This window comes from Mesorhizobium sp. WSM4820, assembly GCF_055811075.1.
This window is the reverse complement of sequence record NZ_JBVVQN010000021.1, coordinates 68078-89168: the sequence shown is the minus strand read 5'-3', so window position 1 is coordinate 89168 and position 21091 is coordinate 68078. Positions and strand designations below refer to the sequence as shown.

The window sequence follows — 21091 nt, the reverse complement described above, 5'->3', positions numbered from 1 at the left end:
TGCGGTCGTGACTTACGAGTAGAAAAATATTCCGAATCAATTTGAAAGAAATTTGAATACATCCTTGGGCAGGAAGACCCGGCCGCCGACGAGTTCGTTCGCGCCGCCGTCGCCTACTGTGGACAGAAAGTCCGCGCAGTGGCCCCGAACGCCAACGCGAGGCCCAAAAACCTCGAAAATCTAAGTGTTGAACTTGTGACATGGGTTGTGACATAGACATGTCACGGTGACACGAAGCCAGCGGGTATGGCGGAATTGGTAGACGCACCAGATTTAGGTTCTGGCGTGAGAACGTGGGGGTTCGAGTCCCTCTACCCGCACCACTGCTCCCTCGAACAGTGGACTAAGGTTCCAGTACCGGAAGGCGTTGGGGGCCGCGGTCGCGCTTTCCCAATTCTAATCCGTGCCTATTCTAATAGAGCGGTTCCTCGAACAGCGTCTTGTCGCCGTCCATCAGCGCCTTGATCTGCGCGGCGCCATCGGTTGCGATTGCGACGCGGACGCCGAACGGCCGCACCCGCATGTCGTTCTGGATCGCCCATCCCCTCGCCTTCCGGCAGATAGAAGCGCTCGATGCCGTAATTCGGCGCGATCGTCGTGGCTGCGCTGAGATCCCACCCTTCTGACACATGCCCGACGATATTGACTTCATCGGATGCTGCCGGTGCCGGCGCTTGCCCGAACCAGGCCGTGGTCGCGCCCCAATAGCCGTCGGAGCCCCGTCTCAGCCTGACCACGATCGGCGTATCGTCGCTCGTCAGCTTGCCGGTCGGAATGTTGGCGATCAGCTTCACCGGCAGGCGCGAAATATCATAGCTGAGTATAATGTAGTCGCCGCGCAGCAGATCGCGCGGGTCGATCGGTTCGACCCTCAGCAGCACCTGCTTGCCGTCGCGCAGGATCGCCGCCCGGCCGGCGATGATCCAGCTCAGGAAGCCGATCTGGACGAGTGTCAGCACCAGCGCTGAAATGATCAGTTTTTTGCCGGTCATCATGCCGCTGCTCCTTCTACGCTCGGGAGCCTCATGCGCTTCTCCACGCGGAGGATGACAAGGGCAAGCAGGCCAAGAAGCACAGCGGCTGCAAGGAAGAAGCCTGCCGTGTCGAGCATCGACTGCAGCATCACCACATAGATGATGGCGAGTTCGAAGGCGAAGCCGGCATAGGCAACCCAGCGCAAGCCCCTGCTCTCGCGGCCGCCCAGCACGATTGCCGCGACAGTGCCGGCAAGCGCAATGGCCGAGGCAATGCCAAAGCCGCTGTTATTGCTTTCACCGGCCAGTTCGAACTGGATCATCGCCAGGCCGGTGAGAAATCCGATCAGCGCGTGTAGCGGCAACCTGCCACCGAGTTGCAAGACCCCGTCGACGGGCTCGGCAGCGAAGATCGCAGCCGCGAAAAGCAGCGCCGACACGACAATGAGCGGGACGGCGACCTGCAGCGTTTCGTATTCCGTAAACAACAGCACGAGATAAAAGATGACCGACACGACGATCAGATGCCGCGCCGCCTGGCTGCGGGTCCAGAACGAAATGGCGAACAACACGATCGCCATGACGACGAAGAGGTGCGGAAATTCCGTGCGCCTGAAATAATCGAACCCTCTCAGGAACAGCCACGCGTCGGCAATGCCGACAGAAGCTACGGTAAGCGGGTTCGAGCGCAGCGCGACTGCCGCCAGGGCGGTGCCCGCGCCCCAGGTGATCAGGGCCGACGCTTCGTCGCCGGACAAATGGTACATCTGGCCGATCAGCGCGATCGATCCGCCAAATGCCGCTGCGGCGACGATCCAGAATGCCTCGCCGATTGCAGCATGGTCGCGTGTCTTCAGCACGGCGCCGCCGACATAGCCGGCGAAGATGATGGCGAAGAGCGCTGCCACCCGCGCCAGCCGCGGAATGGCTTCCCAGTTGGCGGCGACGAAGATCAGGACGGCCGCACCAAAAAGCAGCGCCGCCATCATCGCCAGGATCGAGCCGAAGCTCAGTGATTTGCGCTCATTGGCCTCGACGTCGCGCGTCAGCGCGTCGGCCGTCGAGGCGTCGATCAGGTCAGCCTGCAGCCATCGGGCGATATCGGCCCTGACCCGCGACGAATAGCTCGCCATGCCTTTCTCCTCCAGCTTGGTTGTCTCTTCAGCCGACCCGGACAAACCGTTGACGCTACGGCATTTTCCGATTCTGGCCTATCTATGTCGAAGACGGGAATTGCCGGCGATTGTGCATTGCACAATTTGCATTGCTGCCATGCACCAATAGCGCTTTTAAATCGATATGACCCGACCTATCTTCAGGGCGTACACAAAGACGGAATGATCCGGAAGAAAGACGAAACGAGAATACCATGAACCTGATCCGCAACTACCGCAACTGGCGCCGCTACCGGGACACCGTTTCCGAGCTGAGCCGCCTGAGCAACCGTGAACTGACCGACCTCGGCATCAGCCGCAGCGACATCCACTACGTCGCCCGCAAGGCGGTCTAATCCTCTTCGGACCGCAAATGGTCCGAACCAGTTTGACTTGAAAAGAGAACGACAATGAACCTGATCCGCAACTATCGTAACTGGCGCGTTTATCGCTCGACGGTTACCGAACTGGGTCGCCTTTCGAACCGCCAGCTGCATGATCTCGGCATCGTCCGCGAAGAGATCAAGAGCATCGCCCGCAAGGCGATCTAGTCAGAATTTCGCCAGGGTCGACCTCCTCCCCGACCCTGACGGATACGGTCAGCCTTCACCTCCTCCCGAGGGTTGACCACAAAAACGGCGCCCGCCGCACCTCCTCCCGCGGCGGGCGCTGTTTCCCCCAGGGCGAAGCGATTTCGTCCAAAAGGGTTTCGCCCCCTTTCATAAGGCGAAAGGAATTTCGTCAAAGCCGACCTCCTCCCCGGCGATGGCGAATACGGTCGATCTTCACCTCCTCCCGAGGATCGACCAGCAAAACGACACCCGCCGGATCCTCCCCCGGCGGGTGTTGTTGTTTTTCAGGCTCGACGCACACTCTGAGAATCGTTCTGGGAATTCGTTCTGGCGGGGAAGTCCCTGTCGTCAGTCGAGCGCACCGCTTTCCAGCACACCCCTCTTCTTCCACTGGCTGAGCGGAAAAATGTCCGGTGCGCCGCCCATCGGCGCATACCAGGAATCCACCACCCACTCGGTGCCTCTGCGGTCGCTGATCACCGCCGTCCAATGGGGATAGCGCCCGTCGACAAACAAGCCTCGCGAGGCCTTGTCCTCGACCTTGTGGAACCTGAAAAATTTTCGCTCGGCAAGATAGACCAGCAGCGCATGGGTATTGGTCGATTCGTCGACACAATCCATCTGGCCCCTGATGCGCGATGCGCCGAATTCCGACTGCGGCAGATCGCGAATGCCGGTGGCCCGGAAAATGCGCTGCTCGAAATAGCGAACAGCCTTCGAAATAGCCGCACGCTCGGCTTGGGGCGAACCGGCGCCGGCACGCAGGATAGAGCGGAAACGCGCGCCGTCACCGGGGCCAAGCGCCAGCATCGTGCGATAGTTGCAACTGTAGCCGTGGCAGATGGGGATCCGCTTGGAAGCCGTCGCGGCCAGTTCGCCGGCGGCCGCTGATCCACCCACGGCGATCACGACTGTCAGAAATGTCGCTCTAGCAAACATCCCAAGCACCCCGTCCATTCTCCGACAGTAGACGATTGCAGCGCTTGGCGGCAACAACGCGGCCGACACGGCCGGCTCGTGTAATTGCAATCGCAGCTACAAAGGATTATTTCGGCGCTCATGAACAAGAAACCCATTCACGTCATCGGCGGTGGCCTGGCCGGTTCTGAAGCCGCTTGGCAGGCGGCCGAAGCCGGCGTTCCCGTCGTGCTGCATGAAATGCGTCCCATCCGCGGCACCGATGCGCACAAGACGGATGGATTGGCCGAACTCGTCTGTTCCAATTCCTTCCGCTCCGACGATGCGCAGACCAACGCCGTCGGCCTGCTGCACGCCGAAATGCGGCTGGCCGGTTCGCTGATCATGAGCGCCGGCGACGCGCACCAGGTGCCGGCCGGCGGTGCGCTGGCTGTCGACCGCGACGGGTTTTCCGGAGCGGTGACAAAAAAGCTCGAAGCGCACCCGCTCATCACCATCCAGCGCGAGGAAGTGCCAGGCCTGCCGCCGGCGGATTGGGACCAGGCGATCATCGCCACCGGCCCGCTGACCGCACCTGGGCTCGCCCAATCGATCGCGGAAGTGACCGGGGCCGATGCGCTCGCCTTCTTCGACGCCATCGCGCCGATCGTCCATTTCGACACGATCGACATGGACATCTGCTGGTTCCAGTCGCGCTACGACAAGGTCGGACCTGGCGGCACCGGCAAGGATTACATCAACTGTCCGATGGACAAGGAGCAATATCTAGCCTTCGTGCAGGCGCTTGTCGACGGCCAAAAGACCGAATTCAAGCAATGGGAAGGTACGCCCTATTTCGACGGCTGCCTGCCGATCGAGATCATGGCCGAGCGCGGCGTCGAGACGCTGCGCCATGGGCCGATGAAGCCGATGGGGCTGACCAATGCGCACAATCCGTCGGTAAAGGCCTATGCCGTCGTGCAGCTTCGCCAGGACAATGCGCTAGGCACGCTCTACAATATAGTCGGTTTCCAGACCAAGCTGAAGCACGCCGAGCAGGTGCGCGTGTTCCGCACCATCCCGGGCCTCGAAAACGCCGAGTTTGCCCGCCTCGGCGGCCTGCACCGCAACACCTATATCAATTCGCCGACGTTGCTTGACCAATCGCTGCAGTTGAAATCACGGCCCGGCCTGCGCTTCGCCGGCCAGATCACCGGCTGCGAGGGCTATGTCGAAAGTGCCGCCATCGGCCTGCTTGCCGGGCGCTTTGCCGCCGCCGAGCGGTTGGGCCACGCGCCGGCGCTGCCGCCGATGACCACAGCCTTTGGCGCGCTGCTCAACCATATTACCGGCGGTCACATCGTTTCCGACGACGAGCCGGGAAAGCGCTCATTCCAACCGATGAACATCAATTTCGGCTTGTTCCCTCCGGTGGAAGCGCCGAAAGCCGAGGGAAAACGCCTGCGCGGCAAGGACAAGACCGTCGCCAGGCGGCGTGCTGTTACATCGCGTGCGTTGGATGATTGCCGGCAATGGCTAGGGCTGCCTTCGCAGGCGGAAGCAGCGGAGTAGCCTTTTCCGGTCTTGTCGATCAGTTGATCGGAGAGTAGGATATTATCCTACCTCGCCACAGGGAGCAATTCCATGGAGCCCGCCGAGAAACTGTCCGTCACCGTCACGCCCGCCATGGCGCGCATGATCCGCGAAAAAGTCGAGGATGGTACCTTTGGTTCGGCGAGCGAGGTGATCCGCGCAGCACTTCGTGCCTTCCAGCGCGAGGAGGAAGAGCATGCCGAGCGGATGGCGTCGATCAGGGCGCGCGTGAAGGCATCGATCGAGGATACAAGGCCCGCTGTTTCGCTCGAAGAAGCAATCGACAGGGTAAAGAGCCGGATTTCACAACGCGAGCGAGACAATGATGATACAGCGTCTCGCCGTCGCTCTTAGCGAAGAAGCTATTGCCGATCTCGAAGCGATGGCTGCCTACATCCTTGAGAGCAGCGGCAGCGAAAGCATCGCAAATGGTTTTGTCGATCGGATTAAACAACGCTGCCAGAGCATCGGCAATGCGCCTCGTGGTGGCCGGTCGCGCGATGACATTGCGCCGGGATTGCGGACAGTGCCGTTCGAGCACTCTGCCATCATCGCTTACGTTGTCGATGACGAACTCGTCCGCATCGTCAACATCTTCTATGGCGGTCGCGACTATGAGGCGCTGATGCGCGATGGCGGATCGAGCGACCCATCGTGACAGACGTCTACGGCTGCCGTGATAGTTCCGGCTTTCCGGATTCCTTCATCCTTGGCAGCCTTCAGGCGTCCGGCCAGCCTCGCGTCGCGCGGCGCAACAACAGAAAATGCCGGCGCCAGGCCGAGAGCCGCGCCACCTCGTTCAGAGGTGACTGACGAGAACTTTCCATCTTGCCGAGATAGGCGCGCGACAAGGCCAGCGGCAAAAATGCTGGTCTGAGCGAATCCGGCAACGACGATGCACCGCTTTCGAAAGCTGCAAGATGTTCTTGCGCCAGCGCGATCATTGCGGCGACGGCGCGTTGTGCTCCAGGCCCGTCATCGCCTGCAACGAACTCTTCGGACGACGATCCTGCCGCGGCCAGAATGTCGGCCGGGACAAAGCATTGCCCACGCTTGCGATGCAATGGCAGCAGCAGCAAAAGGCCGGTCATCGCTTGTGCGCAACCTGCCCTGCCCGCAAGTTCGGCGAAACGCGGCGCTTCGACGGGATCGAGCACCATCGCTGCAAGCTGGATGAGCGCCGCTGCTGTCTCGCCGCAATAGCCTTCCAGATCGGTGCGCGACGGCATGGGGTCGTCATAGAGATCGAAAATACGGGCTTCGAGCATGTTCTCGAAGGCGGGCTTCGGCAGGTGATGGGCGGAAATCGTCGCCTTCAACGCGTCGGCGACGGGATGGCCTGTGCCTACCCCGGCGTCCTCGGCGGCGATGACATCGCGCCACCATTGCAGTCGCACCTCGCCGGGCAGTGCCTCGCGGATACGGTCGCGAATGCCTGATATCTCGGCATTGAAGGCATAGAGCGAAAATAGCGCGTCACGCTTGTCCTCGGGCGCATAGAGCGCGCAAACATAGCGATCATGGTCGGCGGCGCGCACCGTTTCCATGACGATTTTGGCGTTTTCGCTCACGTCACTCGACGGCAATCAGCGCGGCGGCCACCGCACGGTTTTCCGCCAGGAGAACATTGTAGGTCCGCACGGCAGCACCAGTCGACATCGGATCGGCCGCAATGCCCGCCGCCTTCAACACAGCACGCAGCGCTGCCGGCAACGGCCTGAGATCCTTGCCGGCGCCGACCAGCAGGATCTCGACCTGGTCAGCCTCGTTGAGCAGCTTGGCGAAATCCGCCGCCGTCAGTGCCAGGGGATCAGCCGGCTCCCAGCCATAGATGCCCGACGGCAGGCACAGGAGCGAGCCGCGATGCGACATGTCGGCGAAACGAAACCCGCCATTGCCATAGGCCTCGATCGGCGCACGGCCGGGGAAATGCGCTTCACGGATGACAATGCCTTTGGTCATCCCGTTGGCCACCCGTCAGGTTGCTATGGCTTTGCCGCCGCTCACCGGCTTCTCCACATCGGCCGTCGCGGTTTCCGGCCGCAGCTTGAACAGGATGAGCAATGGCGCGGCGATGAAAATCGACGAATAGGTTCCGAAGACGACGCCGAACAGCATCGCCAGCGTGAACGAGCGGATCACCTCGCCGCCGAACAGCACCAGCGCCAGCAGCGCGAGCATCGTCGTCACCGAGGTCAGCGTCGTTCGCGACAGCGTCTCGTTGATGGCGTTGTTCAACAATTGCGGCAGCGGCATCCTCTTGTATTTTCGCAAGTCTTCGCGAACACGGTCATAGACGACGATCGTGTCATTGAGCGAGTAGCCGATGATGGTGAGTATCGCCGCAAGCGACGATTGGTTGAATTCGAGACCGGTGATGACAAAGAAGCCGATGGTCATGACCACATCGTGGACCGTGGCGATGATGGCGCCGACCGCGAACTGCCATTCGAAGCGGAACCAGACATAGACCAGGATTCCGAGCAGCGCGATCAGCATGGCGATGGTGCCTTGCTTGGCAAGCTCGCCGGAGACCGTCGGTCCCACCACTTCGACGCGGCGGAAATCGTAATGGTCCTGCAACTCGCCACGCACCTTGTCGATGACGGTCTGTTCGGCGTTCTCGCCGCCCTCCTGCGTGCCGACGCGAATCAAGACGTCGTTCGGGTCGCCGAACTGCTGCACCTGCACTTCGCCGATATTGAGTTCCGAAAGCCTGCCGCGGATGTCGGCAATATCGGCGGTGCCATCCTTGGCCTGGACCTCGATCAGCGACCCGCCCTTGAAGTCGATGCCGTAATTGATGTCGACGGTCATGAACAGCACGACCGCCAGGATCGACAGCACGCTGGACAGCGCGAATGTCCAGCGGCGGATGCCCATGAACGGAATTCGTGTGCCCGGCGGGACGAAGGTCACCGGCGCGCGCGGCAATTCCTTCGGGCGGGCGCGGCGAAGCCAGATCGACACCAGCAGGCGGGTGAAGGTGAAGGCGGTGAAGACGGTGGTCAGAATGCCGATGGCGAAGGTTACGGCAAAGCCCTTCACCGGGCCGGTCCCGAGCCAGAACAGCACCACGGTCGCGATCAGCGAGGTGACGTTCGAATCGACGATGGTCGCCAGCGCTTTGGAAAAGCCCGTGTCGATCGCCTGGATTACCGAGCGACCGTTTCGTCGCTCCTCGCGGATGCGCTCGTAGATGAGAACGTTTGAATCGACCGCCATGCCGATGGTCAGCACGATGCCGGCGATGCCGGGCAATGTCAGTGTCGCGCCAAGCAACGACAACAACCCGATGATCATCGCGACATGCACCGCCAGCGCGATGTTGGCAATGAAGCCGAGAAAGCCATAGGCCACGAACATGAACACGACGACGAGGATGGAGCCGATCACGCCGGCAACCTTGCCGGCGTGAATGGAATCCTCGCCGAGCCCAGGGCCTACCGTGCGCTCTTCGATCACCGTCAGCGTCGCCGGCAGCGCGCCGGCACGCAACAGCACGGCGAGATCGTTGGCGCTCTCGGCGGTGAAATTGCCTGAGATCTGGCCGCTGCCGCCAAGGATCGGTTCGCGGATCTGCGGCGCCGAAATCACCTGATTGTCGAGGATGATGGCAAACAGCTTGCCGACATTCTGCGAGGTGGCCTGGCCGAAACGCGCCGCCCCTTTGGAATCGAACGTGAACGAAACCACCGGCTCATTGGTCTGGGAATTGTACGTCGCCTGCGCATCGACGAGATTTTCGCCAGAAACGATGACGCGGTTCTCGATCAGATAGGGAACCGGCGGATCATCCTGCGAATACAACACCGAGGATCCGGCCGGCGGACGACCGTTGAGCGCGTCCTGCACCGGCATCGACTGGTCGACCATCTGGAAGGTCAGCTTGGCGGTCTGGCCTAGAATGTCCTTCAGCCGTTGCGGATCCTGCAGGCCCGGCACCTGGACCAGAATGCGGTCGTCGCCTTGGCGTTGCACGATCGGCTCGGTGGTGCCGAGTTCGTTGACGCGGCGCTCGACGACTTCGAGCGACTGCGCCAGCGCCGTCGACGTGCGATACTTGATGCCGGCATCGGTGAAGGCGAATTTGAGCAGGCCGGGCTCGGAATCCTCCAGCGACATTTCCTGGACGGAGCCGCCGCTGAACAGGCCGGCGGCCACCGGGTCGGTCAATGTCTTCAGCGCCGTCTTGGCGGCTTCGACCTGACCGGGATCTGTGATGCGGACCTGCACGGCCCGGCCTGATCCGGCAAGGCCGGTATAACCGATCTTGGCATCGCGCAGCCGCGTCCTGATTTCGTCGCGCGTCGTCTCCAGCCGATCCTTGATCAGATCGTTCGGATCCATCCTGAGCAGGATATGCGAGCCGCCCTGCAGATCGAGGCCGAGCGTCATCTGGCGCTTCGGCACCCAGTCGGGAAGCTTGGCGAGCGTGCTTGCCGAAAAAAGATTGGGCGCAGCCAGGATCACTGTGGCGGCCACGGCCAGCCAGATCAGGATCATCTTGAAGCGCGAGAAATAGAGCATATGGCGTCGTCCGTCACGGCATTCGGGCGGATCGTTCCGCCTGGAATTGGGTTATTTATAGGCGCGCTGGTTCGCCACTGGCTCGCCGTGGTCCGCACAAAGGTTGATGTCGAGCACAAGGCAGTTCACTTTGATGCTGCCATCGGGCTTTCTTCAACTATTGTCAATCTTGCCGGCATGGGACCAGCGCGCAATGGCATCACGAGATCGTTGGCGCCCCGTGATACCGGCGGCCAGCCAGATCAGGTTCGTCCTGAAGCGCGAAAATACAGCAAATGGCGTTTGTCGGTCTGGGTGTATCCGCAGATCGTTCGCCAATCGGTTTATTTCTTGGCGTTCTGGTTCGCCACTGGCTCGCCCTTGACGCGCACATCGGCGATCGTCGAGCGCAGCGCCGTTACCTTGGTGCCACCGCCGAGATCGATCTCGAGCTCGTTGTCATCGATGACCTTGGTCACCTTGCCGACGAAACCGCCGCCAGTGACGACCGTATCGCCGCGGCGCACCGCCGCCAGCATCTCGCCGCGCTTCTTCAACTGCGTGCGCTGCGGCCGGATGATCAGAAAATACATGATCACGAAAATCAGGACAAACGGCAAAATGCTGATGAACATATCCGGGGAGGTGCCGACGCCTTGGGCATATGCCGGTGTCACGAACATCGAAGTACTCCTGAATTTTGAAAAACAGCCGCCAAACGGGTAATTTGGCGGCCCCGTGAAATTTGGCCGGAATATAGTCGGTAAAGTTGCCAATGCAACTGCGGCCGAGCATTTCAGCTGCTTTTCCGGCTGGTTGAGCCGTGTTAGAGCATGGTCCCGAATTATGGAGCGCGGTTCTCGAAAAAGATCGTGCCCTAACAAAAGGTTGGAGCCGGTTCCGAAACCGCCGGAATCAATAGGTTCCGTTGCTTCGTGAATGCAAAAACAAAAGACAAGAATGACCGACAGCACCATCGAAGCCCTGAACAGGAAGCTCGACCGCCTGATCGAGGCGGTCGCCCGCCTCGCCCCGCCTCGGGTGCCGGAAACCGATCTCGGCGGGGCCGACTGCTTTGTCTGGCAGGCTGATCCCGGCTATCTGGAGCCGGTGCGCAAGGTCAACCGCGTCGACATCGGTTTGATCCGCGGCGTCGACCGCGTACGCGACATACTGGTCGACAACACCGAGCGTTTCGCCTCCGGTTACGCAGCCAACAACGTGCTGTTGTGGGGCGCACGCGGCATGGGAAAATCCTCGCTGGTCAAGGCCGTGCATGCGGCGGTCAACGCATCGGCAAAGCTGGACCTGCCACTCAAGCTCATCGAGATCCACCGCGAGGACATCGACACGCTGCCGAAGCTGATGGCGCTGCTGAAGGCAGCGCCTTACCGTTTTATCCTGTTTTGCGACGACCTCTCATTCGACCGCGATGACACGTCCTACAAGTCGCTGAAGGCGGCGCTCGAAGGCGGAGTCGAGGGCCGCCCGGCCAATGTGATCTTCTACGCCACGTCGAACCGGCGCCACCTTTTGCCGCGCGACATGATCGACAATGAGCGCTCGACCGCCATCAACCCGTCGGAAGCGGTCGAGGAAAAAGTCTCGCTCTCCGACCGTTTCGGCCTCTGGCTCGGCTTCCACAAATGCTCGCAGGACGAGTATCTCGACATGATCGACGGATATGTCCGCCATCACGGACTCGCCATCGATCCCGAGACGCTACGCGCCGAGGCGCTGGAATGGGCGACGACGCGCGGCAGCCGTTCGGGCCGCGTCGCCTGGCAGTACACCCAGGATCTGGCAGGCCGGCTCGGCAAGTCGCTCCAGGATTAGACCATGATCCCGAATCGAAGGTCAGCGTAGCAAAAAGTGGAGCCCGGTTTTCGGACAAGATCATGGTCCGGAAACGCCCTGAAAAAGCCCGCCCCTTGCGGAGCGGGCCGAGCCGGCGGGCCGGACTGGAGGTCAGGCGGCCCGCAATCGCTTTTCTTGTTCTATTCAAGATAGGTCGAAGGATCGACTTTCTTTATTCAAGATAGGTCGAAGGATCGACTTTCTTTATTCAAGATAGGTCGAAGGATCGACCGGCGCCGAATTCTTGCGCACTTCGAAATGCAGTTTCGGCGAGTCGGTGGTGCCGCTCATGCCGGACTGCGCGATTTCCTGGCCGCGCTTGACCTTCTGGCCGCGCTGGACCTCTATCGAACGGGCGTGACCATAGACTGTGACCAAACCGTTCTCGTGGCGCACCAGCACTGTATTGCCGAATTCCTTGAGGCCATCGCCGGCATAGATGACGACGCCGTTCTCGGCCGCCTTGACTGGCGTTCCTTCCGGCACGGCGATGTCGACACCGTCCTTGCCGCCGCCGAAACTGGAGATCACGCGGCCGCGCACCGGCCAGCGCATCTTGCCGATACCGGTGGCGTTCGGCGCGACCGCGTCGTCGTCCTCGGCCTGCTGGATGACCTTTTCCTTCTTCGGCGGCGTGTAGGCGGCGAGCGTTTCCGACGGCGTCGTCTTCGCCGCAGGCGGGGTGGTGGCAGTCGTTACCGGATCGACCTTTGCCGGCTTGGCATTGGCCACCGTCGCGGTTCCGCCGGCCGGCACCTTCAATGTCTGGCCGATCTTGAGCAGACCGTCCTGCATGCCGTTCGCCTGCTTCAACGCAACCACGCCGACGCCGGTCTTCCTGGCGATGGCCGACAGCGTATCGCCCTGCTGCACGGTGTAGGAGCCACCGGCACCAGCCGCCTTGGGTGCGGTGTCCTTCGGCTGGCTTGCTGCGGCCGATGCATCCACCTGCGCGGTGGACTTGCCCTCCTTGAGCTTGGGCTGCTGCGGCAGCACGGCGACCATCTCCGGCGCCTTGGCCGGCACATCGTGCTTGGTGTCGTTCGCAGGCTTGGCGTCGGCAAGCTTCGGCGCCGGTTTCTTGCCCGAATACGCATAGGCCGGGATGACGATCTTCTGGCCGGTCTTCAGCCCGTTGGTCGCGCTTAGCCCATTGACCTTCATCAGGGCGTCGGCGGGCACGCCGTAGCGCCGCGACAGGCCGGAAATGGTCTCGCCGTCCTTGACGATGATCTCGGCTGCACGCGGTTCGCCGCCCGCCGTCGCCATGCGCGGGGCATCGGGCTGTGACTCTTTGAACGGCTTTGCCACGGTTCCGGCAGTCCGGTCGACCCGGGGAGCGGCTGGCGCCGAAGCGGTGCGAGCCGGACTGGCGGCGGGCGCCGACGCGGTAGCCGGCTGCGCCTGGTCGACCGGCGGCAATTGCTGCGTCGTGACCGGTTCGAGGCTTGAACGGCTTACCGACTGGGTGTGGCTGCCGTCGAGCGGCGCGGTCGAAACCGCGGCGGTATCGCCGGGATAGGGCTGGGCGGCGTCCTGCTTGTCGATGATGGCGCGCTGGTTGTTTGTCGACGAGGTGAAGACATCATCGACGCTGTTGAACCGCGAGACCTGGGAACTGCATCCCGCCGTAGTGCCCGCAACCATCAGGACGGCGATACCCCGCGCCAGGTTGCGTCCGTTTGCCTTCAAAATACTGAATTGCATCGCATTTACCCGCAGATACCCGGTACAGACTGACCGTGATTAAAGCGCGTTAATGTTACCGGCCGGTTAAACCTCTAGAATCAGACGCAAATTTTCTTAAAATATTTAAAGCTGCATTGGACGGGCGTGATTGAGCTGAGGCAAGCCGGAGACGGACCAGACAGGTGAGTTGCGGGCATCACCTGAATATCGACAGATCCTAGATGACGGCGGCCACGCTGCGCAGGATCGGCTGCAGGCGTACGAGACCGATGTCCTCGCGTTCGAAGCGGCTGCCGACCTTGGTCAGCTTGGCCAGCACCTGCTCGCCCTCCTCGGGTCCGATCGGGGCGATGACGATGCCGCCGCTCGACAATTGATCGAGCAGGAAGCGCGGCAAGCTGTCGAAGGCCGCCCACGCGACGATACGGTCGAACGGCGCTTCATTGGCCAGTCCGTTGGAGCCGTCCGCCTGGCGCACGATGACATTGCCGATGCCGAGCGCCTCGAAGCGCTGTTTGGCCTGCTCGACCAGCGTCTTGTAGCGATCGATTGTGACGACGCGCGCGGCGAGCCGCGACATCACCGCCGCCGTGTAGCCCGACCCGGTGCCGATCTCGAGCACCCGGTTGCCCGGCTCGATGGCAAGTGCTGCGATCACCGCAGCCTGCAGGTCGGCGCCCTCGATCGCCTCGCCGCATTCGATCGGTAGCATGCGGTCCGACCAGGCGATCGGATGGAACTGTGCGGAAAGGAAGCCGCGCCGCGGCGTCGCCTCGAAGGCGGCGATCAGCGCCTTCGGCACCACGCCCTTGCCGCGCAGGCGGAGCAGGAAAGCGGCGAAGCCTTCGCGGTCATCGGCCGTCGGACCATGGTTCAGGTTCATGCGAGCGCCTTGGTCAGTTGATCGCGAATTTCATGCGCCGTGAGATCGAGCTGCAGCGGCGTCACCGACACCAGCCGGTTGCGCATGGCATGGAGATCAGTGCCTTGCTTGCCCTCGACCGGCTCGCGGCCGAAGCGCAGCCAATAATAGGGAAGCCCGCGGCCGTCGCGGCGCTCGTCGACCCACAGGCTGTGGACGAGCTTGCCTTGCGAGGTGACCACCGTGCCGGCGATCTCTTCGGGAAGGCAATTCGGAAAATTGACGTTGAGCAGCACGCCATCCGGCAGCGGCATGGCGACCAGTTTTTTGAGCAGCGCCGGCGCCAGCGCCTCGGTGGTCTCGTAAGGGACGAGGCGATCCTCGCCGACATAGGAATAAGCCTGGCTGAGCGCGATCGAGCGCACACCGAGCAGCGCGCCTTCCATGGCGCCGGCAACGGTGCCCGAATAGGTGACGTCGTCGGCGATGTTGGCGCCGGAATTGACCCCGGACAGGATCAGGTCTGGTGCTGCGGGCAAGATTTTTTTTACGCCCATGATGACGCAGTCGGTCGGCGTGCCGCGCACGGCAAAGTGCTTTTCGCCGATCTTTCTCAGGCGCAGCGGCTCCGAGATCGACAGCGAATGCGCATAGCCGGACTGATCCTGCTCCGGAGCCACCACCCAGACATCGTCCGACAGCGTGCGGGCGATGCGTTCGAGCGATGCAAGGCCCTCGGCATGGATGCCGTCATCATTGGTCAGGAGGATGCGCATTATCTCGATTCGATCTTTTCCAGACCGCCCATGTAAGGCCGAAGCGTTTCAGGAATGGTTACGCTGCCATCCTCATTCTGGTAGTTTTCGATGACGGCAATAAGGGCGCGGCCGACGGCGGTGCCGGAACCGTTCAGCGTGTGGACGAAGCGGTTGCCCTTGCCGTCCTTGTCCTTGTAGCGGGCATCCATGCGCCGCGCCTGGAAATCGCCACAGACCGAGCAGGACGAAATCTCGCGATAGGCGTTCTGGCCCGGCAGCCAGACCTCGATGTCATAGGTCTTGCGCGCGCCAAAGCCCATGTCGCCGGTGCACAGCGTCACGGTGCGGAACGGCAGGCCGAGCCGCTTCAGCACTTCCTCAGCGCATTCGGTCATCCGCTCGTGCTCGGCAAGCGAGGTGTCCTGGTCGGTGATCGACACCAGTTCGACCTTGTAGAACTGGTGCTGGCGCAGCATGCCACGCGTGTCACGCCCGGCCGAGCCCGCTTCCGAGCGGAAGCACGAGGTCAGCGCGGTATAGCGCAGCGGCAGTTTTTCATGCGGCGTGATGTCTTCGCGCACGAGATTGGTCAGCGGCACTTCGGCGGTGGGAATGAGGCCAAGCCTGCCGTCCCCATGCGGGGCGAAGAACAGATCCTCCTCGAACTTCGGCAGTTGCCCGGTGCCGAAAAGAGCTTCGTCGCGCACCATCAGCGGCGGCTGGATCTCCTCGTAGCCATGCTCGGTCGTATGCAGATCCAGCATGAACTGGCCGAGCGCGCGCTCCATCCGTGCCAGTCCGCCCTTGAGCACCGTGAACCGCGAACCGGACAGTTTCGCCGCCCGCTCAAAATCAATCATGCCGAGCGCTTCGCCGATCTCGAAATGCTCCTTCACCCAGTTCGGGCGGGCCGGCACCTTGCCGACGGTACGCTTGACGACGTTGTCGTGCTCGTCCTTGCCGACCGGCACGTCGTCGAGCGGCACGTTGGGCAGCACCGCCAATGCGTCGTTCAGCGCCTTGTCGAGCTCGCGTTCGCGCGCCTCGCCGTTCTGGATGAAGGCCTTGATCTCGCCGACCTCGGCCTTCAGTCTTTCGGCAAGGGCGGCGTCGCCCGAGCGCATGGCGTTGCCGATTTCTCTCGAGGCGGCGTTGCGGCGCTCCTGCCTGGTCTGCAGCTCGGTCAGATGTTCGCGCCGCGCCTCGTCCCTGGCGATCAGATCATCGACCGTGGACTGCGCCTCCGCAACCGGCCACGAGCGCTTCTGCAGCGCCTCGACAAGGGCCTTCGGATTGTCGCGAATCCATTTGATGTCAAGCATGGTCTGTTCGTCCTCAAGTAGGCTAGAGGGGGCGTAAACCGCATCCTTGACCGATGCAAGATGTGAAGATCGAGTTCCCTCGCGCCCCGCGCTGTCCCGTAAACCTGAAGATAACGGCGATGCCGCTAGGCCGATGACGCGTCCGCCGGCTTTTCGGCCGCCGCTTCCGCAGCCTCCCGCTTCTCGCGCGCCAGACGTTCCCGTTCCTTGCTGCGCTCGATCAGCCGGGCCGACCAGATCGAGACCTCGTAGAGAAGGATCGTGGGAACGGCCAGGCCGATCTGGCTTATCGGGTCGGGTGGCGTCAGAATAGCCGCGACGACGAAAGCGATGACGATTGCCCATTTGCGCTTTTCGACCAGCGCCTCGGACGACAGCATGCCCACCCGCGTCATCAGGCTGGTCACCACCGGCAACTGGAACACCAGACCGAAGGAGAAGATCAGCGTCATGATCAGGCTGAGATATTCCGACACTTTCGGCAGCAGCGAAATCTGCACCTGGTCGTCGGTGCCGGCCTGCTGCATGGCGAGGAAGAACCACATCACCATCGGCGTGAAGAAGAAATAGACCAGCGACGCGCCCATCAGGAACAGGATCGGCGAAGCGATCAGGAACGGCAGGAAGGCGTTGCGTTCATTCTTGTAGAGGCCGGGCGCGATGAATTTGTAGATCTGGGTGGCGATCAGCGGAAAGGCGATCACCATGCCGCCGAACATCGCCAGCTTGACCTGGGTGAAGAAGAATTCCTGCGGCGCCGTGTAGATCAGCTCGACCTTGTGCGGGTCGAGCCCTGCCCATTGCGTCGCCCATTTGAACGGGATGACCAGCAGGTTGAACAACTGCTTGGCGAAGAAGAAGCAGAACAGGAAGGCGACGAAGAACCCGCCGATCGACCACATCAGCCGCCGGCGCAACTCGATCAGATGCTCCATCAGCGGAGCCGCCGACTTGTCGATCTCGTCCTTTTCCGAAATGCTCACTTGGCGGCTCCCGCCGTCTTTTTGGCGGCTGCGGCCGGCTTCTTAACCGTTGCTGGTGCGGGCTTCGGCTCGGCCTTTTTAGCCGCGGTCTTTGTCACAGCAGGTTTTGCCGCTGGCTTCGCTGCGGCCTTGGAGGCCGGCATCGCTTTCGCTGGCGCGGCACCCGTCTTCGCCGCCGAGGCCTTTGGCGATGCGGCCGGCGGCGCCGTCGCGACAGGCGGTGTCACCGAACCATCGGTCATCGCCGGAAAGGTCGGCGCCGCCGGCGCCGCTTCCGGGGCATCGACGCCCGGCAGCACCGTCGCGCCATTGTTCAGCTCGGTATCCTGCGGCGTCGAAGCAGCCGGCGCGACCGGGTCTGCGGCCGGCTTCGGCTTCATCACCGCGTCGACGCCTGAACGGACGTCGGCCGCCGCCTGCTCGAACGGGTTGAGCTGTTTCCTGATCTCGGCGGCCGGGTTGAGGCTTCTGAGTGAATCGACCGACTTCTTGACGTCGTCAAGCTCGGCCTCCTTCAGCGCATCGTTGAACTGTTTCTGGAAGTCGGCTGCCATGCCGCGCATCTTCGCCGTCGTGCGGCCAAAAGTGCGCAGCATCTTGGGCAAATCCTTGGGCCCGACGACCACGATCATGACGATCGCGATCACCAGCATCTCGGTCCAGCCGATGTCGAACATGGCGATACGTTCCGACTAAAGTTTTGGGCTCAGCTCTTGCTGGCCTTTTCCTTCGCTGCCGAAACGGTTTCGTCGGCACGGTGCTCGACGGTGCGCTTGTCCTCGGCAACCTCGTCGTCGGCGATGCCCTTCTTGAAGCTCTTGATACCCTTGGCCATGTCACCCATCAGCTCGGGAATCTTGCCGCGACCGAACACCAGCAGCACGATCACCAGCACGATCAGCCAATGCCAAATCGAAAATGAACCCATAACAATCTCTCTCGAAAGTTTTCTCTGACGATGATCTATGCGCTTTCGCGCCGGGATTCAAACACAACCGCGACAGAGTTTATAAATGAGTGGCCGAAGTCACGCAGTTTCGGCGCCTCAGCCCGCTACCTATCGGCGCAGCCGCTAAATACCATCGCTTTCGGCACGTCGCTTGCGGTCAATCTTCCTCGACACGCGGGGTCAACAGGCCGAGTTCCTCAAGGTCGATGTCGGTCAGCGGATCCTCGTCATCGGTCAGCACGTCCGGGTCGGCCGGCGGCATCGGAATGGAAAAATTCGACGGCATGCGGCCCGAAAGCAGCCCGGCACCCTTCAATTCCTCCATGCCTGGGAGATCGCGGATCTCCTCCAACGCGAAATGGTCGAGGAAGATGTCGGTAGTGCCGTAGGTGACGGGACGGCCGGGCGTGCGGCGCCGGCCGCGCATCTTCACCCATTCGGTCTCCATCAGCGTGTCCAGCGTGCCCTTCGAGGTCTCGACGCCTCTGATATCCTCGATCTCGGCGCGCGTCACCGGCTGGTGGTAGGCGATGATCGCCAGCACTTCGAGCGCCGCACGGGAAAGCTTCTTCTGCTGCACCGTGTCGCGGCTCATCAGGAAAGCGAGATCGCCGGCGGTGCGGAACGCCCAGGCATCGCCAACGCGCACCAGATTGACGCCGCGCCGCGCATAAATCTGCTGCAGTTCAGCCATCGCCGCGGCGATATTGATGCCGTCGGGCAGGCGCCCGGCAAGCTGCTTTTCGCTGACCGGCTCGGCGCTGGCGAACACGATCGCCTCGGCCATGCGCACGGCCTCTGCCATATGCAGCCGCTCGCCAGGATTCTGGGACAAGTTCTGGGGCTGACTTTCTGCCGGCACCTCGGCGAGCACGCCGTCTTCGGTCTCGTCGTCGACCTTGAACGGAATGACCGAAGCGTTGGTGCGCTCGCTCATGATGCCACCTCAACTGCCCTGATGCCTTGCGCACGACCGCGCAGATAGAGCGGCGCGAACACGTCGTCCTGCCGCATTTCCATTTTGCCTTCGCGCACCAGTTCCAGCGTCGCCGCAAACGAACTGGCAATCGCGGTACGCCGCTCGTCCGGGTCGGTCAGATATTCGACCAGGAAACGGTCCAGCGCCGTCCAGTCGGCAAGCGTGCCGATCAGCCTGTTTAGGATGTCGCGCGCATCCTTGAGCGACCACACACCGCGCCTGGCGATCGTCACATTGGTGATCGCCTGCTTCTGGCGTTGCGCCGCATAGGCGGTCAGCAGATCGTAGAGCGAGGCCGAATAGGCGTTGCGTTTCTCGACGATGACCATTTCCGGCATGCCGCGGGCGAACACGTCGCGCCCGAGCCGATTGCGATTGACCAGGCGTGCCGCCGCGTCACGCATCGCTTCCAGTCGCTTCAACCGGAATTGCAGCACCGCCGCCAGTTCCTCGCCGCTTTCACCGTCGTCGCCGGGTTGCTTGGGGATCAAGAGCTTCGACTTGAGAAACGCCAGCCACGCCGCCATCACCAGATAGTCGGCGGCAAGCTCCAGCCTGAGCGCCCTCACCTTTTCGACGAAGGCCAGATATTGCTCGGCCAGCGCCAGGATCGAGATGCGCGACAGATCGACCTTCTGGTTGCGGGCAAGATGCAGCAGAAGATCGAGCGGGCCCTCGAAACCGTCGACATCGACGACCAGCGCGGGATCGCCGGTCAGCCGCGAATCGTCGTTCTCGGCCCAAAGACGGTCCATCGGTGCGGCCTTGCCAGCCTTGCTGTCCAATGTTTCCGCCACTTCCTGTCGCTTCCTTTGCTTCTAACTTCGTGTTTGACCGTGATCTGTTCCGAAAAACCGGCTCCCACCGTTCGGGATCATGGTCTAGGCCACCGCATCGAAATAGGTGGCGAATTCGGCGCGTATCTCGGTTTCATCAGCCCGATCGCGGTTCTTGATATAGGTCAGCGCCCGTTGCGCGCGTTGCAGCGACGTGCCTTCAAGCCCCGTTGTGCGCGACGCAATGCCGACCATCTCCTCGAAAACGCCGTTGCAGTGAAGGACCAGATCGCAGCCCGCCGCAAGGATCGCCGCCGCCTTTGTCGGGAAATCCCCAGAAAGTGCCTTCATCGAGGTGTCGTCGCTCATCAGCAGCCCGTCGAAACCGATTTCGCCGCGGATGATCTCGTCGATGACCTTGCCGGAGGTGGTGGCCGGGTTCTTCGGGTCGATCGCGCTGTAGACGACATGCGCCGTCATCGCCATCGGCAAATGATTGAGCTCCCTGAACGGGGCGAAATCATGCCGCTGCAAGTCGCTCATCGAGGCATCGACGGTCGGCAGTTCGAAATGCGTGTCGGCAAAGGCCCGTCCATGCCCGGGAATATGCTTCATCACCGGCAGCACGCCTCCCGACATCAGGCCCTCCGCCGCGGCGCGGCCCAGTTCGATGACGGCACGAGGCTCCTTGCCATAGGCGCGCGCGCCGATGACGTCGCTGGCGCCCTCGATCGGCACGTCGAGCACCGGCAGGCAATCAGCCGTGATGCCGTAGCGCAGCAGGTCGAAAGCATGCAGCCGCGCCATCAGCCATGCTGCGCGGTTGCCGGCATCGTGGTCGTTGCGCCACAAGGCGCCGAGCGCGCCACCGGCCGGATAATTCGGTGCCAGCGGCGGCCGCAGGCGCTGCACACGGCCGCCTTCCTGGTCGATGAACACCGGGGCGTCCGGGCGCTCGACACAATCGCGCATCGCGGCGACCAGATCGCGGATCTGCTCGGCCTCGCCGATGTTGCGGGCAAACAGGATGAATCCCCACGGGCATTCGCTGCGATAGAACCTGATTTCGTCGCGTGTGAGCGATTTCCCGGCGCAGCCAAGGATCATAGATTTTGATTCGGTCATGGGCGGGAGTTTAGAGCTTCACGCAGACAAAGGGAATCGCATCGAGCCTTCCACACGAGGAACTCCTTCCACCATAGAAAACCGGCGCGGTC

The 21091-nt window shown here is 62.1% G+C and carries 22 protein-coding genes, 1 tRNA gene and 1 pseudogene; 7 read left to right on the top strand and 17 right to left on the bottom strand.

Annotated features, from left to right (window positions below; translation table 11 throughout):
- The first annotated feature begins 240 nt into the window (after positions 1–240).
- Positions 241–323: transfer RNA gene (locus AC0L2R_RS27635), tRNA-Leu, on the top strand.
- Between the two features lie 89 nt (positions 324–412).
- Here the strand turns inward: AC0L2R_RS27635 and AC0L2R_RS27630 are convergent.
- Positions 413–995 (bottom strand): annotated as a pseudogene (locus AC0L2R_RS27630) (GDYXXLXY domain-containing protein).
- Positions 992–2107, bottom strand: coding sequence for a DUF2157 domain-containing protein (locus AC0L2R_RS27625; RefSeq protein WP_473512683.1), 1116 nt, complete (start codon positions 2105–2107; stop codon positions 992–994). The pseudogene AC0L2R_RS27630 and the gene AC0L2R_RS27625 overlap by 4 nt, the downstream one beginning before the upstream one ends.
- Before the next feature lie 236 nt (positions 2108–2343).
- Between AC0L2R_RS27625 and AC0L2R_RS27620 the strand changes: the two genes are divergently transcribed.
- The gene (locus AC0L2R_RS27620) at positions 2344–2484 is read left to right on the top strand and encodes a DUF1127 domain-containing protein (protein WP_006335194.1); all 141 of its coding nucleotides are present in this window, start codon (positions 2344–2346) and stop codon (positions 2482–2484) included.
- Positions 2485–2538: 54 nt separating this feature from the next.
- Entirely contained in the window at positions 2539–2679 is a 141-nt protein-coding gene (locus AC0L2R_RS27615; RefSeq protein ID WP_023802557.1) for a DUF1127 domain-containing protein, read from the top strand.
- 369 nt (positions 2680–3048) lie between these two features.
- Here AC0L2R_RS27615 and AC0L2R_RS27610 read toward each other — a convergent pair whose 3' ends face one another.
- A complete protein-coding gene (locus tag AC0L2R_RS27610; protein ID WP_473512681.1) occupies positions 3049–3639 on the bottom strand; it encodes a hypothetical protein in 591 nt (196 codons plus the stop codon).
- A 120-nt stretch (positions 3640–3759) separates the two neighbouring features.
- Here AC0L2R_RS27610 and trmFO point away from each other — a divergent pair, with 120 nt between their 5' ends.
- The 3 genes from trmFO (at position 3760) to AC0L2R_RS27595 (ending at position 5848) form a co-directional block, all read left to right on the top strand.
- A complete protein-coding gene (gene trmFO, locus AC0L2R_RS27605) occupies positions 3760–5169 on the top strand; it encodes a methylenetetrahydrofolate--tRNA-(uracil(54)-C(5))-methyltransferase (FADH(2)-oxidizing) TrmFO (protein WP_473512679.1) in 1410 nt (469 codons plus the stop codon).
- Between the two features lie 72 nt (positions 5170–5241).
- Positions 5242–5544: a type II toxin-antitoxin system ParD family antitoxin gene (locus tag AC0L2R_RS27600; protein WP_091596942.1), complete on the top strand. Its 303-nt coding sequence runs from the start codon at positions 5242–5244 to the stop codon at positions 5542–5544.
- Complete coding sequence (locus AC0L2R_RS27595) at positions 5516–5848, top strand: type II toxin-antitoxin system RelE/ParE family toxin (RefSeq protein WP_473512703.1); 333 nt, start codon at positions 5516–5518, stop codon at positions 5846–5848. The genes AC0L2R_RS27600 and AC0L2R_RS27595 overlap by 29 nt, the downstream gene beginning before the upstream one ends.
- A gap of 61 nt (positions 5849–5909) precedes the next feature.
- On the opposite strand, the gene AC0L2R_RS27590 is transcribed toward AC0L2R_RS27595, so the two are convergent.
- The 4 genes from AC0L2R_RS27590 to yajC all read right to left on the bottom strand — a co-directional run bounded on the left by AC0L2R_RS27590 (position 5910) and on the right by yajC (position 10382).
- Entirely contained in the window at positions 5910–6761 is an 852-nt protein-coding gene (locus tag AC0L2R_RS27590; RefSeq protein ID WP_473512677.1) for a phytoene/squalene synthase family protein, read from the bottom strand.
- 1 nt (position 6762) lies between these two features.
- Complete coding sequence (locus tag AC0L2R_RS27585; protein ID WP_023802563.1) at positions 6763–7152, bottom strand: Mth938-like domain-containing protein; 390 nt, start codon at positions 7150–7152, stop codon at positions 6763–6765.
- A 15-nt stretch (positions 7153–7167) separates the two neighbouring features.
- Positions 7168–9720 carry a protein translocase subunit SecDF gene (secDF, locus tag AC0L2R_RS27580; RefSeq protein ID WP_473512675.1) on the bottom strand — a complete coding sequence of 851 codons (2553 nt, stop codon included), beginning with the start codon at positions 9718–9720 and terminating at the stop codon, positions 7168–7170.
- Positions 9721–10043: 323 nt separating this feature from the next.
- Positions 10044–10382: a preprotein translocase subunit YajC gene (yajC, locus tag AC0L2R_RS27575; RefSeq protein WP_023802565.1), complete on the bottom strand. Its 339-nt coding sequence runs from the start codon at positions 10380–10382 to the stop codon at positions 10044–10046.
- A gap of 277 nt (positions 10383–10659) precedes the next feature.
- On the opposite strand from yajC, the gene AC0L2R_RS27570 reads away from it, so the two are divergent.
- A complete protein-coding gene (locus AC0L2R_RS27570) occupies positions 10660–11535 on the top strand; it encodes an ATP-binding protein (protein ID WP_473512674.1) in 876 nt (291 codons plus the stop codon).
- 225 nt (positions 11536–11760) lie between these two features.
- Here the strand turns inward: AC0L2R_RS27570 and AC0L2R_RS27565 are convergent, their stop codons facing one another.
- From AC0L2R_RS27565 to nagZ, 10 genes are all read right to left on the bottom strand, one after another.
- On the bottom strand, positions 11761–13263 hold the full coding sequence (locus AC0L2R_RS27565) for a peptidoglycan DD-metalloendopeptidase family protein (protein WP_473512673.1): 1503 nt from the start codon (positions 13261–13263) through the stop codon (positions 11761–11763).
- A gap of 199 nt (positions 13264–13462) precedes the next feature.
- Positions 13463–14128 carry a protein-L-isoaspartate(D-aspartate) O-methyltransferase gene (locus AC0L2R_RS27560; RefSeq protein ID WP_027156219.1) on the bottom strand — a complete coding sequence of 222 codons (666 nt, stop codon included), beginning with the start codon at positions 14126–14128 and terminating at the stop codon, positions 13463–13465.
- Positions 14125–14883, bottom strand: coding sequence for a 5'/3'-nucleotidase SurE (gene surE / locus AC0L2R_RS27555; protein WP_027156218.1), 759 nt, complete (start codon positions 14881–14883; stop codon positions 14125–14127). The genes AC0L2R_RS27560 and surE overlap by 4 nt, the downstream gene beginning before the upstream one ends.
- Complete coding sequence (gene serS / locus AC0L2R_RS27550) at positions 14883–16187, bottom strand: serine--tRNA ligase (RefSeq protein ID WP_473512672.1); 1305 nt, start codon at positions 16185–16187, stop codon at positions 14883–14885. The genes surE and serS overlap by 1 nt, the downstream gene beginning before the upstream one ends.
- 125 nt (positions 16188–16312) lie before the next feature.
- On the bottom strand, positions 16313–17122 hold the full coding sequence (tatC, locus tag AC0L2R_RS27545) for a twin-arginine translocase subunit TatC (RefSeq protein ID WP_473512702.1): 810 nt from the start codon (positions 17120–17122) through the stop codon (positions 16313–16315).
- A gap of 44 nt (positions 17123–17166) precedes the next feature.
- Complete coding sequence (gene tatB / locus AC0L2R_RS27540; protein WP_473512671.1) at positions 17167–17847, bottom strand: Sec-independent protein translocase protein TatB; 681 nt, start codon at positions 17845–17847, stop codon at positions 17167–17169.
- A 29-nt stretch (positions 17848–17876) separates the two neighbouring features.
- A complete protein-coding gene (locus tag AC0L2R_RS27535) occupies positions 17877–18098 on the bottom strand; it encodes a twin-arginine translocase TatA/TatE family subunit (protein WP_023802572.1) in 222 nt (73 codons plus the stop codon).
- A gap of 178 nt (positions 18099–18276) precedes the next feature.
- On the bottom strand, positions 18277–19056 hold the full coding sequence (gene scpB, locus AC0L2R_RS27530) for an SMC-Scp complex subunit ScpB (protein WP_473512669.1): 780 nt from the start codon (positions 19054–19056) through the stop codon (positions 18277–18279).
- Positions 19053–19853 (bottom strand): segregation and condensation protein A, encoded by an 801-nt coding sequence (locus AC0L2R_RS27525; protein ID WP_023802574.1) that lies wholly within the window; start codon positions 19851–19853, stop codon positions 19053–19055. The genes scpB and AC0L2R_RS27525 overlap by 4 nt, the downstream gene beginning before the upstream one ends.
- Positions 19854–19979: 126 nt before the next feature.
- On the bottom strand, positions 19980–20999 hold the full coding sequence (gene nagZ / locus AC0L2R_RS27520) for a beta-N-acetylhexosaminidase (protein ID WP_473512668.1): 1020 nt from the start codon (positions 20997–20999) through the stop codon (positions 19980–19982).
- Positions 21000–21091: the final 92 nt, after the last annotated feature.

What these genes read in the sequence shown, in the direction of transcription:
- secDF (WP_473512675.1), bottom strand. Translation starts at nt 9,720, where the DNA reads ATGCTCTATTTCTCGCGCTTCAAGATGATCCTGATCTGGCTGGCCGTG.
- AC0L2R_RS27610 (WP_473512681.1), bottom strand. Translation starts at nt 3,639, where the DNA reads ATGTTTGCTAGAGCGACATTTCTGACAGTCGTGATCGCCGTGGGTGGA.
- AC0L2R_RS27625 (WP_473512683.1), bottom strand. Translation starts at nt 2,107, where the DNA reads ATGGCGAGCTATTCGTCGCGGGTCAGGGCCGATATCGCCCGATGGCTG.
- AC0L2R_RS27585 (WP_023802563.1), bottom strand. Translation starts at nt 7,152, where the DNA reads ATGACCAAAGGCATTGTCATCCGTGAAGCGCATTTCCCCGGCCGTGCG.
- AC0L2R_RS27620 (WP_006335194.1), top strand. Translation starts at nt 2,344, where the DNA reads ATGAACCTGATCCGCAACTACCGCAACTGGCGCCGCTACCGGGACACC.
- AC0L2R_RS27565 (WP_473512673.1), bottom strand. Translation starts at nt 13,263, where the DNA reads ATGCAATTCAGTATTTTGAAGGCAAACGGACGCAACCTGGCGCGGGGT.
- AC0L2R_RS27570 (WP_473512674.1), top strand. Translation starts at nt 10,660, where the DNA reads ATGACCGACAGCACCATCGAAGCCCTGAACAGGAAGCTCGACCGCCTG.
- serS (WP_473512672.1), bottom strand. Translation starts at nt 16,187, where the DNA reads ATGCTTGACATCAAATGGATTCGCGACAATCCGAAGGCCCTTGTCGAG.
- yajC (WP_023802565.1), bottom strand. Translation starts at nt 10,382, where the DNA reads ATGTTCGTGACACCGGCATATGCCCAAGGCGTCGGCACCTCCCCGGAT.
- AC0L2R_RS27600 (WP_091596942.1), top strand. Translation starts at nt 5,242, where the DNA reads ATGGAGCCCGCCGAGAAACTGTCCGTCACCGTCACGCCCGCCATGGCG.
- surE (WP_027156218.1), bottom strand. Translation starts at nt 14,883, where the DNA reads ATGCGCATCCTCCTGACCAATGATGACGGCATCCATGCCGAGGGCCTT.
- AC0L2R_RS27595 (WP_473512703.1), top strand. Translation starts at nt 5,516, where the DNA reads ATGATACAGCGTCTCGCCGTCGCTCTTAGCGAAGAAGCTATTGCCGAT.
- trmFO (WP_473512679.1), top strand. Translation starts at nt 3,760, where the DNA reads ATGAACAAGAAACCCATTCACGTCATCGGCGGTGGCCTGGCCGGTTCT.
- AC0L2R_RS27535 (WP_023802572.1), bottom strand. Translation starts at nt 18,098, where the DNA reads ATGGGTTCATTTTCGATTTGGCATTGGCTGATCGTGCTGGTGATCGTG.
- nagZ (WP_473512668.1), bottom strand. Translation starts at nt 20,999, where the DNA reads ATGACCGAATCAAAATCTATGATCCTTGGCTGCGCCGGGAAATCGCTC.
- AC0L2R_RS27615 (WP_023802557.1), top strand. Translation starts at nt 2,539, where the DNA reads ATGAACCTGATCCGCAACTATCGTAACTGGCGCGTTTATCGCTCGACG.
- tatB (WP_473512671.1), bottom strand. Translation starts at nt 17,847, where the DNA reads ATGTTCGACATCGGCTGGACCGAGATGCTGGTGATCGCGATCGTCATG.
- tatC (WP_473512702.1), bottom strand. Translation starts at nt 17,122, where the DNA reads ATGGAGCATCTGATCGAGTTGCGCCGGCGGCTGATGTGGTCGATCGGC.
- scpB (WP_473512669.1), bottom strand. Translation starts at nt 19,056, where the DNA reads ATGAGCGAGCGCACCAACGCTTCGGTCATTCCGTTCAAGGTCGACGAC.
- AC0L2R_RS27525 (WP_023802574.1), bottom strand. Translation starts at nt 19,853, where the DNA reads ATGGACCGTCTTTGGGCCGAGAACGACGATTCGCGGCTGACCGGCGAT.
- AC0L2R_RS27560 (WP_027156219.1), bottom strand. Translation starts at nt 14,128, where the DNA reads ATGAACCTGAACCATGGTCCGACGGCCGATGACCGCGAAGGCTTCGCC.